Here is a 19,386-nt window from a genome sequence, read left to right as displayed (position 1 = left end):
AAAATCATCCCCTCATAAAATAATCAATATTCTTTTTTATAAATTTAAGTTGAGTTAAAAGATAGAGCATAAGAATAATTGTATATCCAAAAATTCCTAATGAGAAGCTGACTTGGTATGCAAAAATTATAAATATAGTTATATAAAAAGCTTCGAGTAAAAAGCCATTGTCTTTATAAATTTCTAATTTTTTCTTTATAAATTTTTCAGAAAGATATAATCTAATGGCCATAGCACAAAATGTACTTAATGCTATAATAAATACAGATTGCGTTACAAAATATGAAACTGTAATTGTAACTATTGCAAAGATCAACCCCATAATATTCGCAACCATCATTGCTCTTTCTTCCCTTAAAAGTTTATAAAAAGGATTTATTACAATTTGCATCTTTGCTTGCAGAAATATTATCGCGAAAATTATTGGCAAATAATCAAAAACTAATTTGTATTCATTCATAAATTCTTCAATAAAAAATTTTAAAGGGAAATAGGAGACTAATAATATAAACACTAAGATTCGTATTAAATTATTTAGCTTTAGAAAATACAGTGAATATCGTTCTGCGTTAATTCTACTAAAAGTCGGATAAACTACTAAACCTAGTGCAGAAATAAAAATCAAAACCAAATTTATAGTTGAGTTTGCAAAAGAATAACTACTATGAACATCTATATTTTCGAATCTTTCTACAACGAACCTTCCAAATCCAAGAATCATCATTCCAGCGAAATTTGCTATCATAAGCTTTATACCCACTCTAATATTGTCGCTCAGCTCTTTTCTAGCAATATTAACACCTGCACCGTTTCCAAATATTAATTCTTTGCATGAACGAATCATTAGCACAAGAACTATTATTTTAGAAAGGAAATCAGTAAAAATAATTAGTAAATAATTATTTGTTTGAGTAAAAAGAGCGATTAAAATAACGATTAAAAGTAGTAGTTGATCTAAAATTGTATAAAAACTGTATTTTTTTAATTGATTGGTTACCTGTAAAATATAAATTAATACGCCACTAAAACTTGCAATAGGAATATTTATCGTGGCAAACATTAAAGCAATTTTTTTATTTTCATCCGGTTCAAACATGACTAAAGTGAATATTATCCATGTAATCATTATTTGAAGTATAAAAAATAATTTAATACTGGATCTAAATTTTTGTTTTGGTAACTCATTGTAATCATACTTACCGTACTTAAGGTATATCCCGTCATTGAATCCTAAAGTGAAAATACCTACGTAACTCAGATATAATAAATAGACTTGCCAATATCCGAAATTAGTAATACCAAGGATTAATGGTAACAGTAGAATTTTTGAAATACCTAAAACTAATTTGATAACTTGTGATAATAAAACAAAAATTGTGTTATTTATACCTTTTTTTAAGATTTCAGATTCCATTTTCAACCTCATTTTCAAACCCACAATAGTTTGGTGTATATCTAATTACGAGAGTTATTAAAAATAATGACATAGAATATACGTTATTAATAGAACCTGTGAAAGTCCAACAAACTATTAATAAAAAAATGATCAAAGAATTATCGAAAGAAATATTCATTTTTGCAATTCCTTTAAATATTAAAATCAACCATAATATAAAACCAAATAGACCTAAGCTCGCTAACAAGGTAGGTATAAATCCATGCGCGTAACTAGTACCAATACCAATTCCGAATAATGGTCTATCAAGAAAAATTTTAAAATTTTCTATCACGCTTATAATTCTAATATGCTCAGAATAAGTTTGATCTATTCTATTTAATACTAGTAAATCAACTACGTTACCCAAACGTATTAAATAGTATTCAAAGACACTTGAAAGTGTAACTGTAAATACAAATAATGTTGTTAGAGAAACAAATATCGTTTTTCTATTATTAAATATTGCATATATTGAACTCAAGGTTGCGAGATAAAGTACAGCAGAGAAAGATCTACTTAAAAACATAATTAAGCCTATGAAAAGTAATGAAATTAAGGTTTTACGACTTTTACCAGAAAAAACGATTACTAAAGTAAGCGAAAACAGTGCTGCAGCAAAATGTGCTGGTTCTTTGGTAAAACCTTGTAAGGCAAATGTATCACTTCTTTCGATTAACACTTCCACGGTCCAATCACCTAATCCAAAAAACCAATTATTGAATGAAGATAAGAAGTCACTCTGCAAAAAGTTTTTAACAACGAATTCTAAATAACCATAACCCACAACAAAATACCCAAAACTAATAAATCTTTTCGTTAATTCTTTTACATCACTTTTGCTTAGAATGCTAACACTAACAATCGTTATTAAAACATACAAAATAATTCTCAAAGACATTTTAATACTTTGAATGGTGAACTGTGCCATTGCCATTTCTCCAGTGAAATATCCAGTCCAGGGCATCCCAAATGTAATAATCGGCTTAGAATAAGGCAAAACTATTAATATTAAACCGCTTATTATCAGAGATCCGATAAACAGCAATCCTATGGTAATTATTGATTTGTTAACTTTATTTTTTAATAAATATGTCATAGAAAGCATGCCTAAAATTGCAAGCATAAACTCAGAATATTGTAGTTCAAAATTAGAAATTTTGAAGAAAAAACCAAGATTTATAAATGTTTCTATACAAATAGTTATCACCAATAAATACATGTATCTCTGCTTAAAACTTGATGTGTTAAAAAGCATATAAAATAACATTAAAATTAAAATTATACCAAATGGATTCATGAAATTCTCCTAATTTCCAAATCGGGTGAACATTTTTATTTAATTATACATTTCAATGCTGCATACGTTGTTAGAATTATTGTATCTAAATATAAAGATTTGCATACGTTGTCATTAAATGAACATTAAAAAAATTATAGTTCTCAAATTTTAAAGAATAATAAACACTTCGACGGGTATTTTGCAATCTAATTATTAAACTATATATTTCTTCATATGATTCGCAAGAGTTCTACAATCTGAAAATTTAAAGTATAATGCTTCCTCATAGCCTGTTAAAATTTCTCTGCTATATGAACAATCAGCAACAATTACTGGAGTCTTATGCATCTTAGCCTCGATCAAAGGTAAACCTACTGTTTCTATATAAGAAGGAAAAATAAGTACAGATTTAGTATAAAAATCAAATACTTCTTCTCTTTTTAAAACTCCAATAAATTCAATGGGTAGTTTTTCTCTTTTGACTATTTTATAAATTTTTTCAGTTAGAGAGTTCTCTTCTTTAGCTAAAGTAAGAACTACTTTATAATTACTAACTCCTTCCTTTTTTAACTTTAAGCATGCTTCTATTATTATTTGATGATTTTTAAAAATCATACCACTTGCCGGATAAAAGAAAGTACAAAAATTTTCAGACGGTTTATCGAAGAACTTAGTGACATTTTTATTAATTTTCGGATGCTTAATTACAATTTTTTTTGATGGTACATTTAACTTATAGGAAATCTCATTTTTCATCCAATTGGTCTGTACAATTACCTGATTTGCTTTTCTAATTGAATGTATTATTTTTTTTCCGACAATGTTTTGATAAATCCATAGAAATTTACTTTCCTTCAAAGAAAATTTCTTAGGAGAGAAAGGGAGTGCATTGTGTACAAACAAACTTTGATTTGTCCTTACGTTCGGGATAATAACATTTTGAAGAGAAAGTATTTGATCAACTTTATATTCACTAACTAGGCGTGGTGCAACGAAATAATCAAAGTATAATCTGTGAAACCAGCTAATCTTCACCCAAGGAAAACGTAGAACTTTCACATTCTGCGTTTCCTTTAACTCAGGCAAACTTAAAACAAGAATGTATTCATTTTCTTTATCAAGTAGAAATTCTTCATAAAAATCCTGCAGAACCGAAAGCGCACCTCCATTTTCTGCAGGAACATCAAAAACCATTATTTTCATGACTTTCTCCAAACCATCTTATTAACTATTCCGGTGTAACTCTGAATTAGTTTTATTACTTTTGTGCTTACATTTTCATCTACATAGTTAGGGACATTTTCTCCCAAGTCTCCCTGAATGTTCATTTCTACTGCCATGTCTACAGCTTGTAATACCTGCTCCGTAGTTATACTACCAATCACCATATTTCCTTTGTCTAATACTTCTGGTCTTTCTGTACTCGTCCTTACAGATACTGCAGGAAATTTGAAATAAGATGCTTCTTCAGCAATTGTCCCACTATCAGACACTACGCAAAAAGAATTCATTTGAAGATGGTTGTAATCTGAGAAGCCAAAAGGTTGTAAGCTTTTAACGTTAGAATGAAACTCAAATTTTCTATCTTCAATAATTTTTTTACTTCTAGGATGCATACTATAGATTATAGGTAAGTCATACTTATCTGCTAAGGCATTAATAGCATTCATTAAAGCCATAAAGTTATTTTCATCGTCTATGTTTTCTTCTCTATGTGCTGAAAGCAAAATATACTTACCTTTTTCTAAATTCAAAGTTCTAAGTACTTCACTATCTTCAATAGACTTTTTATTGTTTTTTAATACTTCTGCCATCGGTGAACCTACAACATATGTTCGATCTTTAGAAACTCCTTCCCAGTTTAAATAGTTTCTTGCGTGTTCTGTATAACAAAGATTCACATCACTTGTGTGATCAACAATCCTTCTATTAATTTCCTCGGGCAAATTCTCATCAAAACATCTATTTCCTGCTTCCATGTGAAAAATCGGAATTTTCAAACGTTTCGCCGAAATTACACTTAAACATGAATTTGTATCTCCTAGCACTAATAAAGCGTCGGGTTTCTCTCTTACCAGAATTTCGTAAGATTTTGCAATCACATTCCCCATAGTTTGTCCTAAATCGTCTCCAACTACATTCAAATAATAATCTGGCTCTCGAATCCCTAAATTCTCAAAGAACACTTGATTTAATGCATAGTCATAATTTTGGCCAGTATGAACAAGAACATGTTCGAAATATTTATCGCTTTTTTTAATTATTTCAGACAATTTAATTATTTCAGGTCTTGTACCAACAATGGTCATTAATTTTAATTTACTCATGTATTTTTACTCCTCGATTAGAAAATAATGCGAATACAATTCTTGATGTGTGTCAATCCACTCTCTCATTTCACTTATCATAACTTCATAACTTGGAACTTGAAACGAGAAGTCTTCTCGATTATTTACTAAAGATTTATCAAGCACGAGTTTGTCACTAGGTAATATTGTCAATTCATTATCTTTAAAGTATTTGTTGAATAACGTAAGTAATTCATACTTATTGATCACATCATTATTAACCAAATTGTACAAGCCAGAAAGATTTTCATCTAATGCTTTTTCCATTGCTTTGGCCAATGTCAATGTCGTTACACCCGTCCAAATAGCTTTAGTATAGCCTTGTACTTTACCTTCTTGCTTCATAAACCAATTAAATAGTCCTATTCCATCTCTTTTCATATCGGGTCCTATAATTGAATTTCTAAATGTTAAATCTTTATTATTATCTAATTCACCCAAAGCTTTTGAACGATCATAAAAAGTATCGCCGTCTTTTAATGCATTTTCAGAGTAAGATCCATCTTTGCCCGAAAACACACAATCTGTACTCATGTGAATAATCTTTGTCTTAGTGTTTTTAGTTAAATCGCTTAAAAAATGTGGTAAATAGCTATTTAGCAATACTGCATTTGATTTGTTATTTTCCGCATCCGCATTTAATATACCAACTGCATTAATTACTGCATCATATTCACCTTTTACAATTATTTTTTCTATTTCAGCAAAATTTGTAACATCGCCAATTATGCTTTCACAATAGTCGACTTTGTTTCTGCTTAACACTGCAACATTATGACCTGATTCCTTGAAATAGAGAGAAATGGTATGCCCAGCCATTCCTGTTCCACCTAGAACTAAGATATTCATTATTTAATTCCCCATATTTTTAACTCATCTTTAATAAAATCGAGATTTAATAGTTTTTCTTTTATTTGCTCTACGTTTAGTCGTTCTGTATTGTGAGAGTTATAATCCTCAACTTGTTGTAGTTCTTCATTCCCCTCCACGAAATATTTATCATAATTTAAATCTCTATTGTCAGCTGGGACTCTATAAAAACCACCCATATCCTCAGCCACTACATGTTCTTCTTTAGTCAAAAGTGTTTCAAATAACTTTTCTCCATGTCGAGTTCCAAAAACTTTAATTTCATTATCTGCATTAAATAACTCTTTAACAGCTTGAGCTAAATCTCCTATAGTAGAGGCAGGAGCTTTTTGCACCATTATGTCCCCAGCTTCAGCATTTTCAAAGGCAAAAACTACTAATTCAACTGCTTCTTCTAAACTCATCAAAAATCTCGTCATATTCGGATCTGTTACCGTTAAAGGTTGTCCAGTTTTAATCTGTTCTACAAACAATGGAATAACTGATCCTCTAGACGCCATCACGTTTCCATATCTAGTACCACAAATTAGTGTTCTATTTGGATTGACTGTTTTCGATTTAGCTACAAACACTTTTTCCATCATAGCCTTTGAGATCCCCATCGCATTAATGGGATATGCAGCTTTGTCTGTAGATAAACAAATTACTTTTTCAATTCCCATTTCAATAGCTCCAGTTAGAACATTATCTGTACCTAACACGTTTGTATTAACTGCCTCAAGAGGGAAAAATTCGCATGATGGTACTTGCTTAAGTGCTGCTGCATGAAATACATAATCCACATCGTGCATTGCATTTTTTACACTCGAAAGGTCTCTAACATCCCCAATGTAAAACTTCAATTTATCATCTTTATATAGTTTTCTCATGTCGTCTTGTTTTTTCTCATCTCGAGAAAAAATTCTTATTTCTTTTACATCTGTATGCAAAAATCTTTTCATGACTGCATTTCCAAAAGATCCTGTGCCACCTGTAATTAACAAAGTTTTATCTTTAAACATTATTATGTACCCCTATCATTTTATGTTTTTATCTTCCAAACCATGTATCCATTTTATTTAACAATGATGTTTTATCAAAGTTGTTATTATAGTAGTTCACTGCATTCAAAGACATGTTTTGCCGTTCATCTATTGACATCCCAACCATTTTTTTTATGTTTTCAGCTAAACCAATCGCGTCTCCTGCATCACCACAAACTCCGGCTTGCGATTCAGCGATTACTTTTTGTATTTCTCCATCGGCTGCAACGATTACAGGTATTCCACATGCTAAGCATGATTGAGTTTTCGCAGGAAGAGTAATTGAAAACACCTTACTTTTGGAAAGACTTATTAATGTCGCATCACTAACTGCCATGAAATCCGAAATTCTTTCAGGCGGCTGTTTACTTATGAAGTTAAAATATTCTGAGACTTCGTAATTTCTAGTTGTTTCTATAAGGGAATTTTTATATCTACCTTCTCCTACAATATTAAATCTAACTTTTATACTCATATCTTTAAGAATTTTTGCTGCCTTTGGAAGAATGTCTAATCCTTGAGCATATCCCACATTACCTGCAAAAATTATATTAAAAATATCGTCTTGAGGGATTTCTGGAACGTTAACATTAATTCTATCAATCGGTTTATAATAATCCTCAGCGTATTGGGGCCAGTATTCTAGCTTATCTGAATTAACACCACGGCTTTCGATTGATTCAATAAAACTATGAGATGATGTAAAAATTCTATCGCATCTCTTATAAATATAATCAACCATCGCACCTATTAAATTAATTATTTTTTTATTTTTAATTCCTGCAACGATTTCAACATTCTCAGGCCATAAATCTGTGACATATAAATAACAAGGAATGTTTCTCTTTTTAGCATACCAAACACCAGGAAGAGCTTGAGTCATTGGTGATACTTCATATACAAACACATAGTCTGCTTTTATTTTTGAAAACAGGCTCCAGAAATATCCTGAAATCACGAATGAAAGATAATTTAAAGCCAGCATAATTGAGCTACTACCTCTAGGGATAAGCGGAATTCTTATAATATCGACACCTTCGTAAGTATCTTTAGTTTTCTTAAACAGCCCGTATCCATTGTAATATTTTCCTTGCGGATAATTCGGTATTCCTGTTATTACTGTTACCTTATAACCTTTTTGAACCCATTCTTTGCAGATGTCATTAATTCGAAATTGTTCTGGATAAAAATATTGAGCAATGATCAATATATGTTTTTTCAAAGCTATATCCACACTTCCTTATTATCTTTGTTAAATACTTTAATATTAGTACTAATTTTAAATCAGCATGTATTATTGCCCGCTATAGTATTATTCAATAATTTTTTCTTCTGTACTGGCTACCTCAATCTCTGCTTTATGTTGCCCTTCTCTAACCCCATTACTTTGAACAACACTTACAATGGTTTTAAAAAAACACATACAATCCATCGTGAAACTAATTCTTCGAACGTATTCTCCATCCAATCTAGCTTTAATTTCGATTGGTAGTTCATCTCGACCATTGATTTGAGCCCAGCCAGTTAATCCAGGAGTTACACTGTTAGCTCCATACTTTTCACGTTCCTCAATTAAATCATATTGATTCCAAAGTGCGGGACGAGGGCCAATTACTGCCATATCGCCTTTTAAAATATTAAAGATTTGAGGAAGTTCATCAAGACTCGTTTTCCGAAGAAACTTTCCTACTTTTGTAATGTAGAGATCTGGGTCTAGTAATAAATGCGTTGGTGTATCATTAGGAGTATCAATTTTCATCGTTCTAAATTTTAAAATTTGGAAATGAGTTTGATTCACTCCGACACGCTTTTGTTTAAAAAAGATGGGACCTTTCGACTCCAATTTAATCGCAATCATAATCCCAACAAATAAAGGTGATAAAACAACTAATCCTACTAAAGAAAGAATGAAGTCCATTTTTCTTTTCTGCTCAATGTATTTCATTATTCACACTCCAATAGTCAAACAGTTTCTCGAATATTATCAGTCAACTCAATACCATCATTTGCCCAACTTACAAGATAAAGACTAAGTGCCTCGCTTGTTGTAAGATAGTCAATTTGATTTAGTTTTTCGTCTAAATTCTTCTCTTCTGAAACGATTCCTGTAAAGATTTTTGGATATACTGCTTCCGGATGGACTTCGCCTTCTTTCAACAACTCTTCGAACATTTTTTCGCCTGGACGAATCCCACTATATTCAATAGAGATTTGTTCCTCTGTAAACCCACTTAATTTGATCATGTTTCGAGCAAGGTCAACAATTTTCACGGGTTCGCCCATATCTAAAACGAAGACTTCTCCACCGTCAGCAAGCATGCCTGCCTGAATAACGAGTCGACTCGCTTCAGGAATAGTCATGAAGTATCTGGTCATTTCCGGATGAGTAACTGTAATCGGGCCACCTTTTTCAATCTGTTCTTTAAAAAGCGGTATGACCGAGCCGCGGCTTCCCAGAACATTCCCGAAACGAACTACAGCATATTTCGTACGGCTTACTTTTCCTAAACGTTGAACTACCATTTCAGCAATCCGTTTTGTTGACCCCATGACATTTGTGGGATTCACTGCCTTATCAGTGGAAATCATCACAAATCGAGAAGCACCAAATTCATTGGCCATTTCAGCAACGTTTTTCGTCCCATAAATATTATTCTTAACAGCTTCATGAGGATTAGACTCCATCAATGGCACGTGTTTATGGGCTGCTGCATGAAAGACAAGATGTGGCGTGTATGATTCAAATACTTCTCTTAATCGATTTCGATCTTGTACATCCGCAATAATGGGAATAAGTTCAATATTTAAGTTTAAATTACTTAGCTCACGTTCGATTAAATAGATACTATTCTCTCCGTGACCCAATAGTAAAAGGCGAGATGGCTGGAACTTTAAGATTTGACGACAAATTTCAGAACCAATCGAACCACCAGCACCGGTCACAAGGACCGTCTTGTCTTCTACTTCTGACTGTATACCAGAGATATCAAGTTCTACAGGCTCACGCCCAAGTAAATCTTCAATTGACACTTGGCGCATCTGATTGACCGATACTTTACCAGCTGCCACTTCTTCAATCATTGGCAACGTATGAACATTTGTACAAATCGCTTTTGCACGTTTGATAATTTCTAATCTTTCTTTGTAATTCATCGATGGGATAGCAAAAACAATTTTATCCACCGCTTCACGTTCAACTACAGATTCTAAATCATTAACCTTCCCTAATACTTTTACGCCGTTAACAGTTAATGACTGCAGATGACTATTATCATCAATAAACCCAATCGGGTTCATCCGATGATTTTGTGAGTGTTGCATTTGACGGACGAGCATCCGTCCGGCTTGACCAGCACCGATGATCAGCGTCCGTTTCTCATCTTTTCGTCTCTTTAATTTCTTATTAAATATGCCTGAAGCAGAATTAGAGTTCCAAGTGATTACTACACGCGAACCTAAGCGAATTGCTCCTAAGGCTAATAAGGAAAGACAGAAACTGAGAAACAACATGCGCTCCATTGCTTCTCCATACATTCCAAACTGTATAAGATATAGGGAAACTGTACTCATTACCAATGTAAGTGTTAGTCGAATGGCTTCTTTAATACTGGCGAATCGCCATGCTACATCATAGAGACCGCTTAGTCCCGCTATTACAATAAATAACACACTGTAAATAATCGCCGATTGGATGAAATGATTTTGATTCATCGAAAATAAAAATTCGACGGGATACAAAAAGAAATACGTAAATGTGATTGCAGAAATGATTGCAATAATATCTAGCGTAGCCAAAATACTAGTCCGAATCGATTTTCTTTTCAGCTCCGTAAATGACATTCATCGTTCCTCCTCGCTGGGATAATATATATTATATGTCTGATTCATAGAAAAAAGGATGTAACTTACATCCTTTCAAAATTATAAACTAAGGGTATCACTTTCGACCTAATATAAAAACATACGAGGAGTAAAATAAACCTACAATCGTTCGACAGTTGTCGACAAAAGAATCACATTACAAGCAAATTGTAAATATTTAGTCTTGTAAAATAAGTTAATTACTTTTTCCATTTCCCTCGCCAATTTTTAGTCGGCAACGTCGGTGGATCGATAAATACAAAGTCATCTTTTATAATTGCTTCCGAATTGACTACGTAATTTTCCCACTTGTCTAAACCGAGTTCTTCCTGAACAACCTTTTCGACTTCCGTCCAATAAAATGTTCGACGACCTGTACTATGAGCATCTGATGCGATTAAATGGCTGAGGCCGTTACGAAGGAAAGCAAATGCAAGCTCTTTCACGTTCTGACCGAACTCTCCTGTCAAACTACTCGTCGTAATCTGTGAGAGCGCACCAGACGAGACGAAGTCCATCAGTCGTTTGGGATTGGTGGCAAATTCTTTATTACGTTCTGGGTGAGCGATGACGGGGGTATAGCCTTCCGTTTGAAGGCCAAAGAATAGCTGTTCAGCATAAGCTGGTACAGAATCACTAGGAAACTCCACCAGGACATAACGTGATCCAGCAAGCGATAACGCTTTACCTTGCTCTAACGATTCCGCAAGGTCTCCAAAGATTCGAATCTCTTGTCCTGCATACAAATCAAGGTTGATCCCCTCTTGCCGCAAAACATTTTGTAATCTCGTGACAGCATTCGCTACATCGAGCTGGCTTGTGTCAAACTGCGGATGAAACGCGTGGGGGGTGACCACGATTGCAGTCACCCCTTCATTTACGGCGCGCTTCGCCATCTCGACCGCTTGTTCGACTGTTTCCGGACCGTCATCGACAGCCGGCAATAAGTGACAATGGATATCAATCATGGCACGCTCTCCTTTTATTCGTATGCATAGTAGTAGTAGTAATCGTCGCTGCCTTGTGGTTCGCGTTTGTTCAAGACAACACCGAGAATATGTGCTTCCGCGAGCGTCAACTGTTCTTTCGCTTTGACAACCATCTGACGATCTGATTTATCACAACCGACAACGAGAACGACACCATCAACCTTACGAGCCAAAAGACGTGTATCTGCTACTTGCATCATTGGAGGAGCATCTAAAATGATGATGTCATAATTTGCTCGAACTTCTTCTAAAACTCGATCCATCATCTTGGAAGATAATAATTCAGATGGGTTTGGTGGAATTGGTCCAGCCGCAATCAAATCTAAATTCTCGACTTGGGTCGAATGCGTGGCTTTTTCAACAGTCGTTTTCTTCGCTAAGACTGTCGAAAGTCCAATTCCGTTTGAAAGACGAAACGTGAAATGGGCTGTCGGACGACGCATATCACAATCGACTAACAGAACACGCTTACCTTGTTGAGCATAGACAACAGCAAGGTTCGACGAGGTAGTAGACTTCCCCTCCCCTGAAGAAGCTGAGGTAATAACCATTGTCTGTAGATCCTCATCGACTGCCGTAAACTCTAGGTTTGTCCGGATTGTTCGGTATTGCTCTGAAATCGGTGACTTTGGCTTGTGTAGTGTGATTAAGTCCCGACCCGTTTTATCATATTTGATATGCTTACTTTTCTTTTTTCCGAAGTTAAACATGGACTTGATCACCTTTCACGTTAGCTTGACGTTGTTTCATCATTTCGACTTTATCAATCACAGGGATTGATCCGAGAACAGGAAGTTCTAAAATGTTTTCAACATCTTGTTCCGTTTTAATACGACGATCTAATACCACTTTGAGGAATGCGATGGCAACACCAATCATTAAACCAAGAACTGTTGCGATTGCTGTGTTTAATATAATATTTGGACTAACTGGATACATTGGAACTGATGCATCAGACAATACCTTGACGTTGTCAACACCACTCATTAACTCGCTGACTTCTTCTGCGAACACAGTGCTGATTTCGTTGGCAATGTCCGTTGCTAGAACCGGGTTCGTATGTTGAACTTTAATATTGATGACCTGCGAGTTTTGTTCACTGTTGACTGTGATTAAGTTACTGATGTTCTCTGGAGCACCAATCACATTCTGTTGAACAGCTTCTAAAATTGCCGGGCTTTGGATGATGACCCGATATGTGTTTACGAGCGCGACCGACGACTGAACTTGGCTGCTATCAATCATGTTGTTCTGTGTTTCCTTCGGAGCGACGAGTACTTGCGTCGAAGCTTCATATGTCGGACTAATCACGAACGAACTAATTAAAAAGGCGATAAGCGCCGCGATGATTGCTAAAGTAACGATGAGCCATTTGCTCCGTTTTAAGATGGAGAATAATTCTCCAAGGGAAATTGTTTCTTCTTTCATGCTCGTGTTTTCTCTCCTCTGTTCTTTAAAGTCACTACTGGAAAAATTCCGCAGATAATATTTAACAATGCCAATACCAAAACATTATAGCAAAAATCCTCACAGTTGATGACCCATTTTTTAAAATTTGGGTTTTTTGGTATGTAAATCTGATAAACTTTGTTAGGAAGAACTTAACAAAAGGAGGAGTCAATAGTGCACGTTAGTGAGCGCCTACTCCAGTTGTACGCAGACACGAATGCGGCAACACGTACAAAACTGCAAGATACCATTAAACAAAATTTAGGGGACGGAAAATCGTTAAGTGTGTCCTTCGAAGAATTGACCGGAGCAACGCAAGAATCACTACCGACGGAAGAAAAGTCGGCGGGAGACTTCGCTGGTTGGATTAAAGACGGAAAGAAAGATGCCATGTTTCTTCCATACTATGTGTCTTTACTTGAGATGCATGACACCGTGTTGAACAAAGAAGCAACGGTTCATCAATCTGCATCAATTGACAAGACAGTCGTCAAGGGAACACCGATTGTGGACAAGGTACCGGTACCCGCCCCTGAAACAACCGTAGTCGAAACTACAAAAGCAGAAGAGAAATCAACTATTGCTAAACCACGTTATATGCCCGAAGCGCCAGTCCCATCACGAGCCGAACGAGCGAAGTATCAACGCACGATCGAGCCGGCAAAACCACGCCGAAAATCCGGCAAGTTGATCGGTGTGCTTTTCTTCCTGATTTTACTCATAGGAGGCGGCTATTTGGGGTATCCATATGTATTGGACTTGTTGGAACCAAAACAAGAAGCCAAAGTCGTCGAGGAAACACCGAAGCCAGATCCTGAGCCGGTCGTTCAAGAACCGGAAACGAATTATGTTTGGCTCGCATCGAAGAATGTCAACCTCGTCTCGGAACCGAACGGCACGACCGTCACCTATATAGGAGATATCGGCGACCGTTACGAGATTGTGAAGGAACAAGACGATCACGTTGAAGTGAATTTGGATGGGACGACAGCGTGGGCCCCGCTCGACGCGGTCACAACCGACTGGCCACAACGTGACTTGACGGATAGCGCTCTACTCGACTGGGTGAACACGAATTTGAACAACGATTGGCTCGGCGAATCAATTCCTGATTTCTTCACCATGAACGAAGCAGCACTTACGGAGACGATCGGCGCTCCTTACGGCCGGGAGACGGATGCATTGAACGCCTATACGTTCTATAACGGCGGCTTCTTCGTCATTCAACAAGACAAAGTACACGCCATCGACTGGACGAACACGCAAACGACACGCGAGGCGTTCCGCTCGCTCGGCGAACCAGTCTTGGAAACGGACGATGCAGTAGTTTACGAGAGTGAGACGTATTCAATCCGCTTATTCGAAGGTACGAACGGACAGACACGGGTACGACTGACTGAAAAATAAGAGAGTTTCACGGAAGGAGCAATCCCCATGAACACGATTCTTGTTACAGGGGGTGCCGGTTATATCGGTACCCATACCGTCCTACAGTTGCTTGAAGCTGATTACAACGTCATCGTCATCGATAATTTTTGCAACAGCTGTCATGAAGCGCTTAAACGCGTTGAGTCTTTGGCCGGAAAGTCGGTCACGTTCTACCTTGGCGATATCCGCGATCGCGAGTTATTAGAGAAAATGTTTACCTCGCACCAGATTGACGCCGTCATTCATTTCGCTGGATTGAAGGCAGTAGGTGAATCAGTTGCCGAGCCACTTCGCTACTATGAAGATAACGTCGTCGGTACGACCATCCTTTTAGAAGTAATGGATGAATTCGGTGTGAAACGGATTGTCTTCAGCTCATCGGCGACCGTCTACGGGATTCCTGAACGAACTCCGATTGACGAGACGTTCCCGCTCAGCGCAACGAACCCGTACGGTCGGACGAAGCTGATGATTGAAGACATCATGCGCGACCTTGCTGTATCTGATTCGTCTTGGAGTATTGCCCTCTTACGTTATTTCAACCCGATCGGCGCCCATGAATCAGGCCGAATCGGCGAAGACCCGTTCGACGTCCCGAACAATTTGATGCCGTACATCACGCAAGTCGCCGTCGGCCGCTTGAACGAACTGAGCGTGTTCGGTGACGATTACGACACACCGGATGGGACCGGCGTCCGTGACTACATCCACGTCGTCGACTTGGCCGAAGGTCACTTGAAAGCTCTCGACTATGTCATGGACCACACCGGCGCCGAGGCATTCAATTTAGGGACTGGGACCGGCTATAGCGTCCTCGACCTCGTCCATGCGTTCGAGGCCGAGAGTGGAAAAGCTGTTCCGTACCAAGTGACGCCGCGCCGACCGGGCGATATCGCCATGTGCTTCGCCGATCCATCGAAGTCGAAACGTGTACTCGGCTGGGAAGCGAAACACGACGTCCGCGCCATGTGCCGCGACGCTTGGAACTGGCAATCGAACAACCCGAATGGTTATCGGGCATAAGAAAAACGGCTGACACGAGAACCTTAAGGTTCTTCTGTCAGCCGTTTTGTCATGTCGACTTCAATAATTTCGGGTTCTTTGCCCGGTGTGACGAGTACCCCGAAGTCGAGGACGGCAATCAAGATGGCGATGCCGGCGAGCGCCCACGCTGCGTCGAACGTGAACTCACCGACGATTAATCCGAACAAGACGAACGCTGCGAACGTCAAATAGTAGAACTTACGCCAAATCGTCCGGTACTCGATCGCAAATTCACGGTCCCACATGTAGAAAAATACGAAGCCCGCTAATGCGATGAACAACGTCGCAAACATCCAATACGAAAATGAATGGAATGTAAGGCTTAAGACATGCATAAATAGTGACTGATTCATCGGAATTCGCTCCTTAGGTGTATGTAGGATTTTGTCATGGAAATTCCTTCTATATCCATTCTCCTACCAAATGAATCATGAGTCAATACACCTAAATCACACAATTTAAATTTGAATCAAAAGTCCTATTCAGATTTCACCCAAACAAACCCATACGCATCGAGGTCAATCGTCTCGACCGGCTCACCTGTGAATAGGTTCGTCCCGCTCGTCTGCACGGTGACCGGCTCATTGCTGACGTTCGTATACAGCATGAGCGTCTCCTCTTTACTCTTTCTTTCGACCGTGAAGACGCGTTTGTCGGACGTATCGATTCGCTGCTCAGCATAAGGCGAGAAGGCCGGATGTGTCCGTTTGACGTTCAACTGGCTGATGATACCAGAGAATACTTGCAGGCGATACGGATCCGTCTTTAGCTCTTGGATGAGCGCGTCATGGTCGACCGGTGTCTGGACACCGAGCAGTGTCCGGTAATCAACGGTCGGGATGCCTTGTAGCGAGAACAAGATGCTGTGAGCCGCGAGAATCATGTCGACGCTCGGCTCAATCAAATTTTTCTCGAACGGGTCACGCTCGTGGATCGACAAGAAGTTAAAGTATGTCTTCCCTGCTTCCGGCGCCTCAATCCGATTCGCCCAGTCGGACAGCTTCTTGGCATCCCCTTGCGCGAAAGCGAGCATCGTGTGCGACGCGAGGTCGAAGTGACAAATCGCATCGGCGACGCTGATGTACGAGCCGAGTGCTTGGACGTCCCCTTCATAGGCGAGAATCAACTGGCCGTGCGGTTTATAGTGATGAAGTACCGCGTGCCAGAGTTCGATGACGCGTTGAATGCTCTCCTCCGGCATACCACGGAATGATTGCACATGAACACGCAGCTTCGTCGCGCCTTGAGCGAGCCGCTCGATGAAAGCGTCCGTCTCCTCGAGCAGATTGAACTGTAGCTCGTTGTAGACGTCGGGCTCGGTGTCATACATGAGCTCGAACTCGTGCTTGAAGCGTCCGAGGTCCTCGTATAATCGGATGCGCGGATTGATGGCCGTATCGGTCGGTTTGGCCGGATACGGGAACAGCGAGACGAGATACAAGTCGCTGATCGACGCCTGGACGTGTTCCTTCAACAGGTCATGGAGTGCGTCCAAGTCGGGACTCCCATCCGTCGTGACGGCGTTCGCGTCCATCATGAGCACGCTCGTCTTCTCGCTCACACCTTCCCCGTCGTGCCAATGATGACCATCCCACTTCATGAACAGCTCCTGCCAGTCCTCTGATGTATGGTCATCCTCTAATCGGTTCATGATCGGTTCAACAGTTTCCCAAAGCATGTGATCCCTCCTCAGTGTCTCTTTATCACTCCCACCGATACACGATTTTCAAACGCAAAAAAAGCCGTCCCCAAGGACGACTCAGTTCATCAAGCGCTGTAGCTCGGCTTGGACATCGGCGAGTGAGGCTTCATTCGGATGCCAGTAATAGATGCCGTCCGACTCCAGACCACCCGCTCCTTCGATGCGAAGTGTGCTGGCGTTGCGGAACGCCTTCATATAGTCTGTCGACAACGCCACGAGCTCGTTGAACTCGATGTTTGTCTTGGCCCGGTTGCCGGCGACGTCGAGCAGCTTCGTTACTTTGTCGACCGAGAAGTCAGAACGTCCCTTCTCGACGATGGCCGCGACGACGGCGCGTTGCCGCTCTTGACGGCCGAAGTCACCGTTTGGGTCGTCGTAACGCATACGGGCGTATGACAACGCCGAGGCCCCGTTCAAATCGACCTGTCCGACTGGGTACGAGTAGCCGTCCGACGAAAACGCGAAGTTGTTCGTCACCGTGATGCCGCCGAGCGCGTCAACGACCTCGGTGAACGCCTCCATGTCCGCCTCGACGACGTAATCGATCGGGATATCGAGTAACCCTTCGACCGTATTCATCGCCATCTCGGCCCCACCGAACGCATAGGCATGGTTGATCTTGTCGTTCATGCCTTTTCCGACGATTTCTGTCTTCGTATCGCGCGGGATGCTGAGCATCGCCCCTTCGTCCGTCGTCGGGTTGAGCGTCATGACGATGATTGAGTCACTCCGTCCCTGCTCCCCGTCACGACGGTCAATCCCAAGCAGTAACACCGATACCGACTCTTTCTGCTCAATCGTCTCGACTTGTTTCCGTTCTTCGCTGATTTCCAAGTTGTCGTTCACTTTCGTCACCGTCTCGTTGACGTCCCGGTACATCGACCAGACGAACAAGCCCCCAGCGACGAGGAAAACCGTCAAGACGCCGAGCGTGATCGCCAACACCTTTTTCCAGCGTGATTTCTTCTTATGTCTCGCCATGCGTGCACCTGCTTTCAAAATCGTTAGATATGGATATAATTCCCGCTTCACGTGTTGTATTATAGCACGTTGTAAAAAAATGCTAACCATATCTTTTCAATTTTCATGGGAAATGTGTCTGATAGCGGGCACGTCGTATGTGGTCGGGCCAGGCCGCGTTGATTTCGGCCCCGAGCAGCATCGTCGCCGCCGTCAAGTAGAGCCAAATTTGCAATAAGATAACGATGCCGATCGTCCCATACGTGTCCCCGAACATCGAGAACCGGTCGACATAGACGCTATAACCTGTCGACAGTAGCTGCCAGGAGATGACGGCGAAGACGGCACCGGGGAGCGTCTCTGTGAATTTGACGTGTTGTTGCGGGGCGATCTTATAGAACATCGAGAACGCGAAGATAAGGATGACGGTTGACAACGTATAGCGCGCTAAAGTCGCCAATCGATCGAAGTCCTCGAACATTGGGAACCAGGTGTACATGAGCTCAACGAACTCACGGCCGAAGATATGGAACACGATCAAGATGACGGCCCCGATGCTAAAGGCGATGAGCGTGAGCAGACCGATCAAACGACGGACGACATAGCTTCGTGCCTCTGTCTCCCCGTAGGCGAACACGGTCAGCTTGACGAGGCGGGCCGTCCCGTTCGATGCCGACCAGACGGCGATGATGGCACCGATTGAGACGACACCGGCGTTGATGTTACCGCTGACGTCATAGACGATCGACAGCATGTCGCGCACGCTCGAACCCGGGATGAGAATCTCGATCTGTTCGATCAACAAGGCGTCGTCGATGCCGAGCCACGCCATGACGGTGAACAAGAGGACGAACGTCGGGAAGATGGCGAGAAACCAAAAGAACGCGAGCGTCGCGCTATAGTCGTTAATATGGTGGTCCTTGAACCGATGGCGGACGTCGATGACGAGGCGAACCAGGCGGTCGAGCACGCGCGTCACTCCTTTTCTTCTTATTA

At 39.8% G+C, this 19,386-nt stretch carries 18 protein-coding genes; 2 read left to right on the top strand and 16 right to left on the bottom strand.

Annotated elements, in window-relative coordinates:
- Positions 1–4: 4 nt before the first annotated feature.
- The 12 genes from KNP60_RS02120 to KNP60_RS02065 all read right to left on the bottom strand — a co-directional run bounded on the left by KNP60_RS02120 (position 5) and on the right by KNP60_RS02065 (position 13,235).
- Entirely contained in the window at positions 5–1,414 is a 1,410-nt protein-coding gene (locus KNP60_RS02120; protein ID WP_214796796.1) for an oligosaccharide flippase family protein, read from the bottom strand.
- Positions 1,404–2,735, bottom strand: a complete 1,332-nt coding sequence (locus tag KNP60_RS02115) for a hypothetical protein (RefSeq protein WP_214796795.1) — start codon at positions 2,733–2,735, stop codon at positions 1,404–1,406. Before KNP60_RS02115 ends, KNP60_RS02120 begins: the two co-directional genes overlap by 11 nt.
- 195 nt (positions 2,736–2,930) lie before the next feature.
- Complete coding sequence (locus KNP60_RS02110; protein ID WP_214796794.1) at positions 2,931–3,920, bottom strand: glycosyltransferase; 990 nt, start codon at positions 3,918–3,920, stop codon at positions 2,931–2,933.
- A complete protein-coding gene (gene wecB / locus KNP60_RS02105; protein ID WP_214796793.1) occupies positions 3,917–5,044 on the bottom strand; it encodes a non-hydrolyzing UDP-N-acetylglucosamine 2-epimerase in 1,128 nt (375 codons plus the stop codon). The genes KNP60_RS02110 and wecB overlap by 4 nt, the downstream gene beginning before the upstream one ends.
- 6 nt (positions 5,045–5,050) lie before the next feature.
- Positions 5,051–5,914 (bottom strand): SDR family oxidoreductase, encoded by an 864-nt coding sequence (locus tag KNP60_RS02100; protein WP_214796792.1) that lies wholly within the window; start codon positions 5,912–5,914, stop codon positions 5,051–5,053.
- Positions 5,914–6,936 carry a polysaccharide biosynthesis protein gene (locus KNP60_RS02095; protein WP_214796791.1) on the bottom strand — a complete coding sequence of 341 codons (1,023 nt, stop codon included), beginning with the start codon at positions 6,934–6,936 and terminating at the stop codon, positions 5,914–5,916. Before KNP60_RS02095 ends, KNP60_RS02100 begins: the two co-directional genes overlap by 1 nt.
- A 28-nt stretch (positions 6,937–6,964) precedes the next feature.
- On the bottom strand, positions 6,965–8,191 hold the full coding sequence (locus KNP60_RS02090; protein WP_214796790.1) for a glycosyltransferase family 4 protein: 1,227 nt from the start codon (positions 8,189–8,191) through the stop codon (positions 6,965–6,967).
- A gap of 78 nt (positions 8,192–8,269) precedes the next feature.
- Positions 8,270–8,902: a sugar transferase gene (locus KNP60_RS02085; RefSeq protein ID WP_214796789.1), complete on the bottom strand. Its 633-nt coding sequence runs from the start codon at positions 8,900–8,902 to the stop codon at positions 8,270–8,272.
- A gap of 17 nt (positions 8,903–8,919) precedes the next feature.
- A complete protein-coding gene (locus KNP60_RS02080; RefSeq protein WP_214796788.1) occupies positions 8,920–10,797 on the bottom strand; it encodes a polysaccharide biosynthesis protein in 1,878 nt (625 codons plus the stop codon).
- Between the two features lie 221 nt (positions 10,798–11,018).
- A complete protein-coding gene (locus KNP60_RS02075) occupies positions 11,019–11,786 on the bottom strand; it encodes a tyrosine-protein phosphatase (RefSeq protein WP_214796787.1) in 768 nt (255 codons plus the stop codon).
- Between the two features lie 14 nt (positions 11,787–11,800).
- Positions 11,801–12,517 (bottom strand): CpsD/CapB family tyrosine-protein kinase, encoded by a 717-nt coding sequence (locus tag KNP60_RS02070; RefSeq protein ID WP_214796786.1) that lies wholly within the window; start codon positions 12,515–12,517, stop codon positions 11,801–11,803.
- A complete protein-coding gene (locus KNP60_RS02065; protein WP_214796785.1) occupies positions 12,510–13,235 on the bottom strand; it encodes a YveK family protein in 726 nt (241 codons plus the stop codon). Before KNP60_RS02065 ends, KNP60_RS02070 begins: the two co-directional genes overlap by 8 nt.
- A 195-nt stretch (positions 13,236–13,430) precedes the next feature.
- On the opposite strand from KNP60_RS02065, the gene KNP60_RS02060 reads away from it, so the two are divergent.
- On the top strand, positions 13,431–14,663 hold the full coding sequence (locus tag KNP60_RS02060) for a flagellar basal body-associated FliL family protein (RefSeq protein ID WP_214796784.1): 1,233 nt from the start codon (positions 13,431–13,433) through the stop codon (positions 14,661–14,663).
- 27 nt (positions 14,664–14,690) lie between these two features.
- A complete protein-coding gene (gene galE / locus KNP60_RS02055; RefSeq protein ID WP_214796783.1) occupies positions 14,691–15,707 on the top strand; it encodes a UDP-glucose 4-epimerase GalE in 1,017 nt (338 codons plus the stop codon).
- Between the two features lie 23 nt (positions 15,708–15,730).
- On the opposite strand, the gene KNP60_RS02050 is transcribed toward galE, so the two are convergent.
- The 4 genes from KNP60_RS02050 to KNP60_RS02035 all read right to left on the bottom strand — a co-directional run bounded on the left by KNP60_RS02050 (position 15,731) and on the right by KNP60_RS02035 (position 19,360).
- Positions 15,731–16,081, bottom strand: a complete 351-nt coding sequence (locus KNP60_RS02050; RefSeq protein ID WP_214796782.1) for a hypothetical protein — start codon at positions 16,079–16,081, stop codon at positions 15,731–15,733.
- A gap of 125 nt (positions 16,082–16,206) precedes the next feature.
- Complete coding sequence (locus tag KNP60_RS02045) at positions 16,207–17,406, bottom strand: alpha-amylase family glycosyl hydrolase (protein ID WP_214796781.1); 1,200 nt, start codon at positions 17,404–17,406, stop codon at positions 16,207–16,209.
- An 81-nt stretch (positions 17,407–17,487) separates the two neighbouring features.
- Positions 17,488–18,411, bottom strand: coding sequence for an LCP family glycopolymer transferase (locus tag KNP60_RS02040; protein ID WP_214796780.1), 924 nt, complete (start codon positions 18,409–18,411; stop codon positions 17,488–17,490).
- A gap of 103 nt (positions 18,412–18,514) precedes the next feature.
- A complete protein-coding gene (locus tag KNP60_RS02035; RefSeq protein ID WP_214796779.1) occupies positions 18,515–19,360 on the bottom strand; it encodes a YihY/virulence factor BrkB family protein in 846 nt (281 codons plus the stop codon).
- Between the last annotated feature and the right edge of the window lie 26 nt (positions 19,361–19,386).

It is taken from the genome of Exiguobacterium sp. s5 (assembly GCF_018618075.1).
Classification (GTDB): domain Bacteria; phylum Bacillota; class Bacilli; order Exiguobacteriales; family Exiguobacteriaceae; genus Exiguobacterium; species Exiguobacterium mexicanum_A.
Note: the sequence above shows the minus strand (reverse complement) of the source record. Positions and strands in the feature narration are given on the sequence as shown.

Bases quoted from the DNA above. Each gene is read 5' to 3' on its own strand.
- KNP60_RS02120 (WP_214796796.1), bottom strand. From the start codon at position 1,414: ATGGAATCTGAAATCTTAAAAAAAGGTATAAATAACACAATTTTTGTT.
- KNP60_RS02115 (WP_214796795.1), bottom strand. From the start codon at position 2,735: ATGAATCCATTTGGTATAATTTTAATTTTAATGTTATTTTATATGCTT.
- KNP60_RS02110 (WP_214796794.1), bottom strand. From the start codon at position 3,920: ATGAAAATAATGGTTTTTGATGTTCCTGCAGAAAATGGAGGTGCGCTT.
- wecB (WP_214796793.1), bottom strand. From the start codon at position 5,044: ATGAGTAAATTAAAATTAATGACCATTGTTGGTACAAGACCTGAAATA.
- KNP60_RS02100 (WP_214796792.1), bottom strand. From the start codon at position 5,914: ATGAATATCTTAGTTCTAGGTGGAACAGGAATGGCTGGGCATACCATT.
- KNP60_RS02095 (WP_214796791.1), bottom strand. From the start codon at position 6,936: ATGTTTAAAGATAAAACTTTGTTAATTACAGGTGGCACAGGATCTTTT.
- KNP60_RS02085 (WP_214796789.1), bottom strand. From the start codon at position 8,902: ATGAAATACATTGAGCAGAAAAGAAAAATGGACTTCATTCTTTCTTTA.
- KNP60_RS02080 (WP_214796788.1), bottom strand. From the start codon at position 10,797: ATGTCATTTACGGAGCTGAAAAGAAAATCGATTCGGACTAGTATTTTG.
- KNP60_RS02075 (WP_214796787.1), bottom strand. From the start codon at position 11,786: ATGATTGATATCCATTGTCACTTATTGCCGGCTGTCGATGACGGTCCG.
- KNP60_RS02070 (WP_214796786.1), bottom strand. From the start codon at position 12,517: ATGTTTAACTTCGGAAAAAAGAAAAGTAAGCATATCAAATATGATAAA.
- KNP60_RS02065 (WP_214796785.1), bottom strand. From the start codon at position 13,235: ATGAAAGAAGAAACAATTTCCCTTGGAGAATTATTCTCCATCTTAAAA.
- galE (WP_214796783.1), top strand. From the start codon at position 14,691: ATGAACACGATTCTTGTTACAGGGGGTGCCGGTTATATCGGTACCCAT.
- KNP60_RS02050 (WP_214796782.1), bottom strand. From the start codon at position 16,081: ATGAATCAGTCACTATTTATGCATGTCTTAAGCCTTACATTCCATTCA.
- KNP60_RS02045 (WP_214796781.1), bottom strand. From the start codon at position 17,406: ATGCTTTGGGAAACTGTTGAACCGATCATGAACCGATTAGAGGATGAC.
- KNP60_RS02040 (WP_214796780.1), bottom strand. From the start codon at position 18,411: ATGGCGAGACATAAGAAGAAATCACGCTGGAAAAAGGTGTTGGCGATC.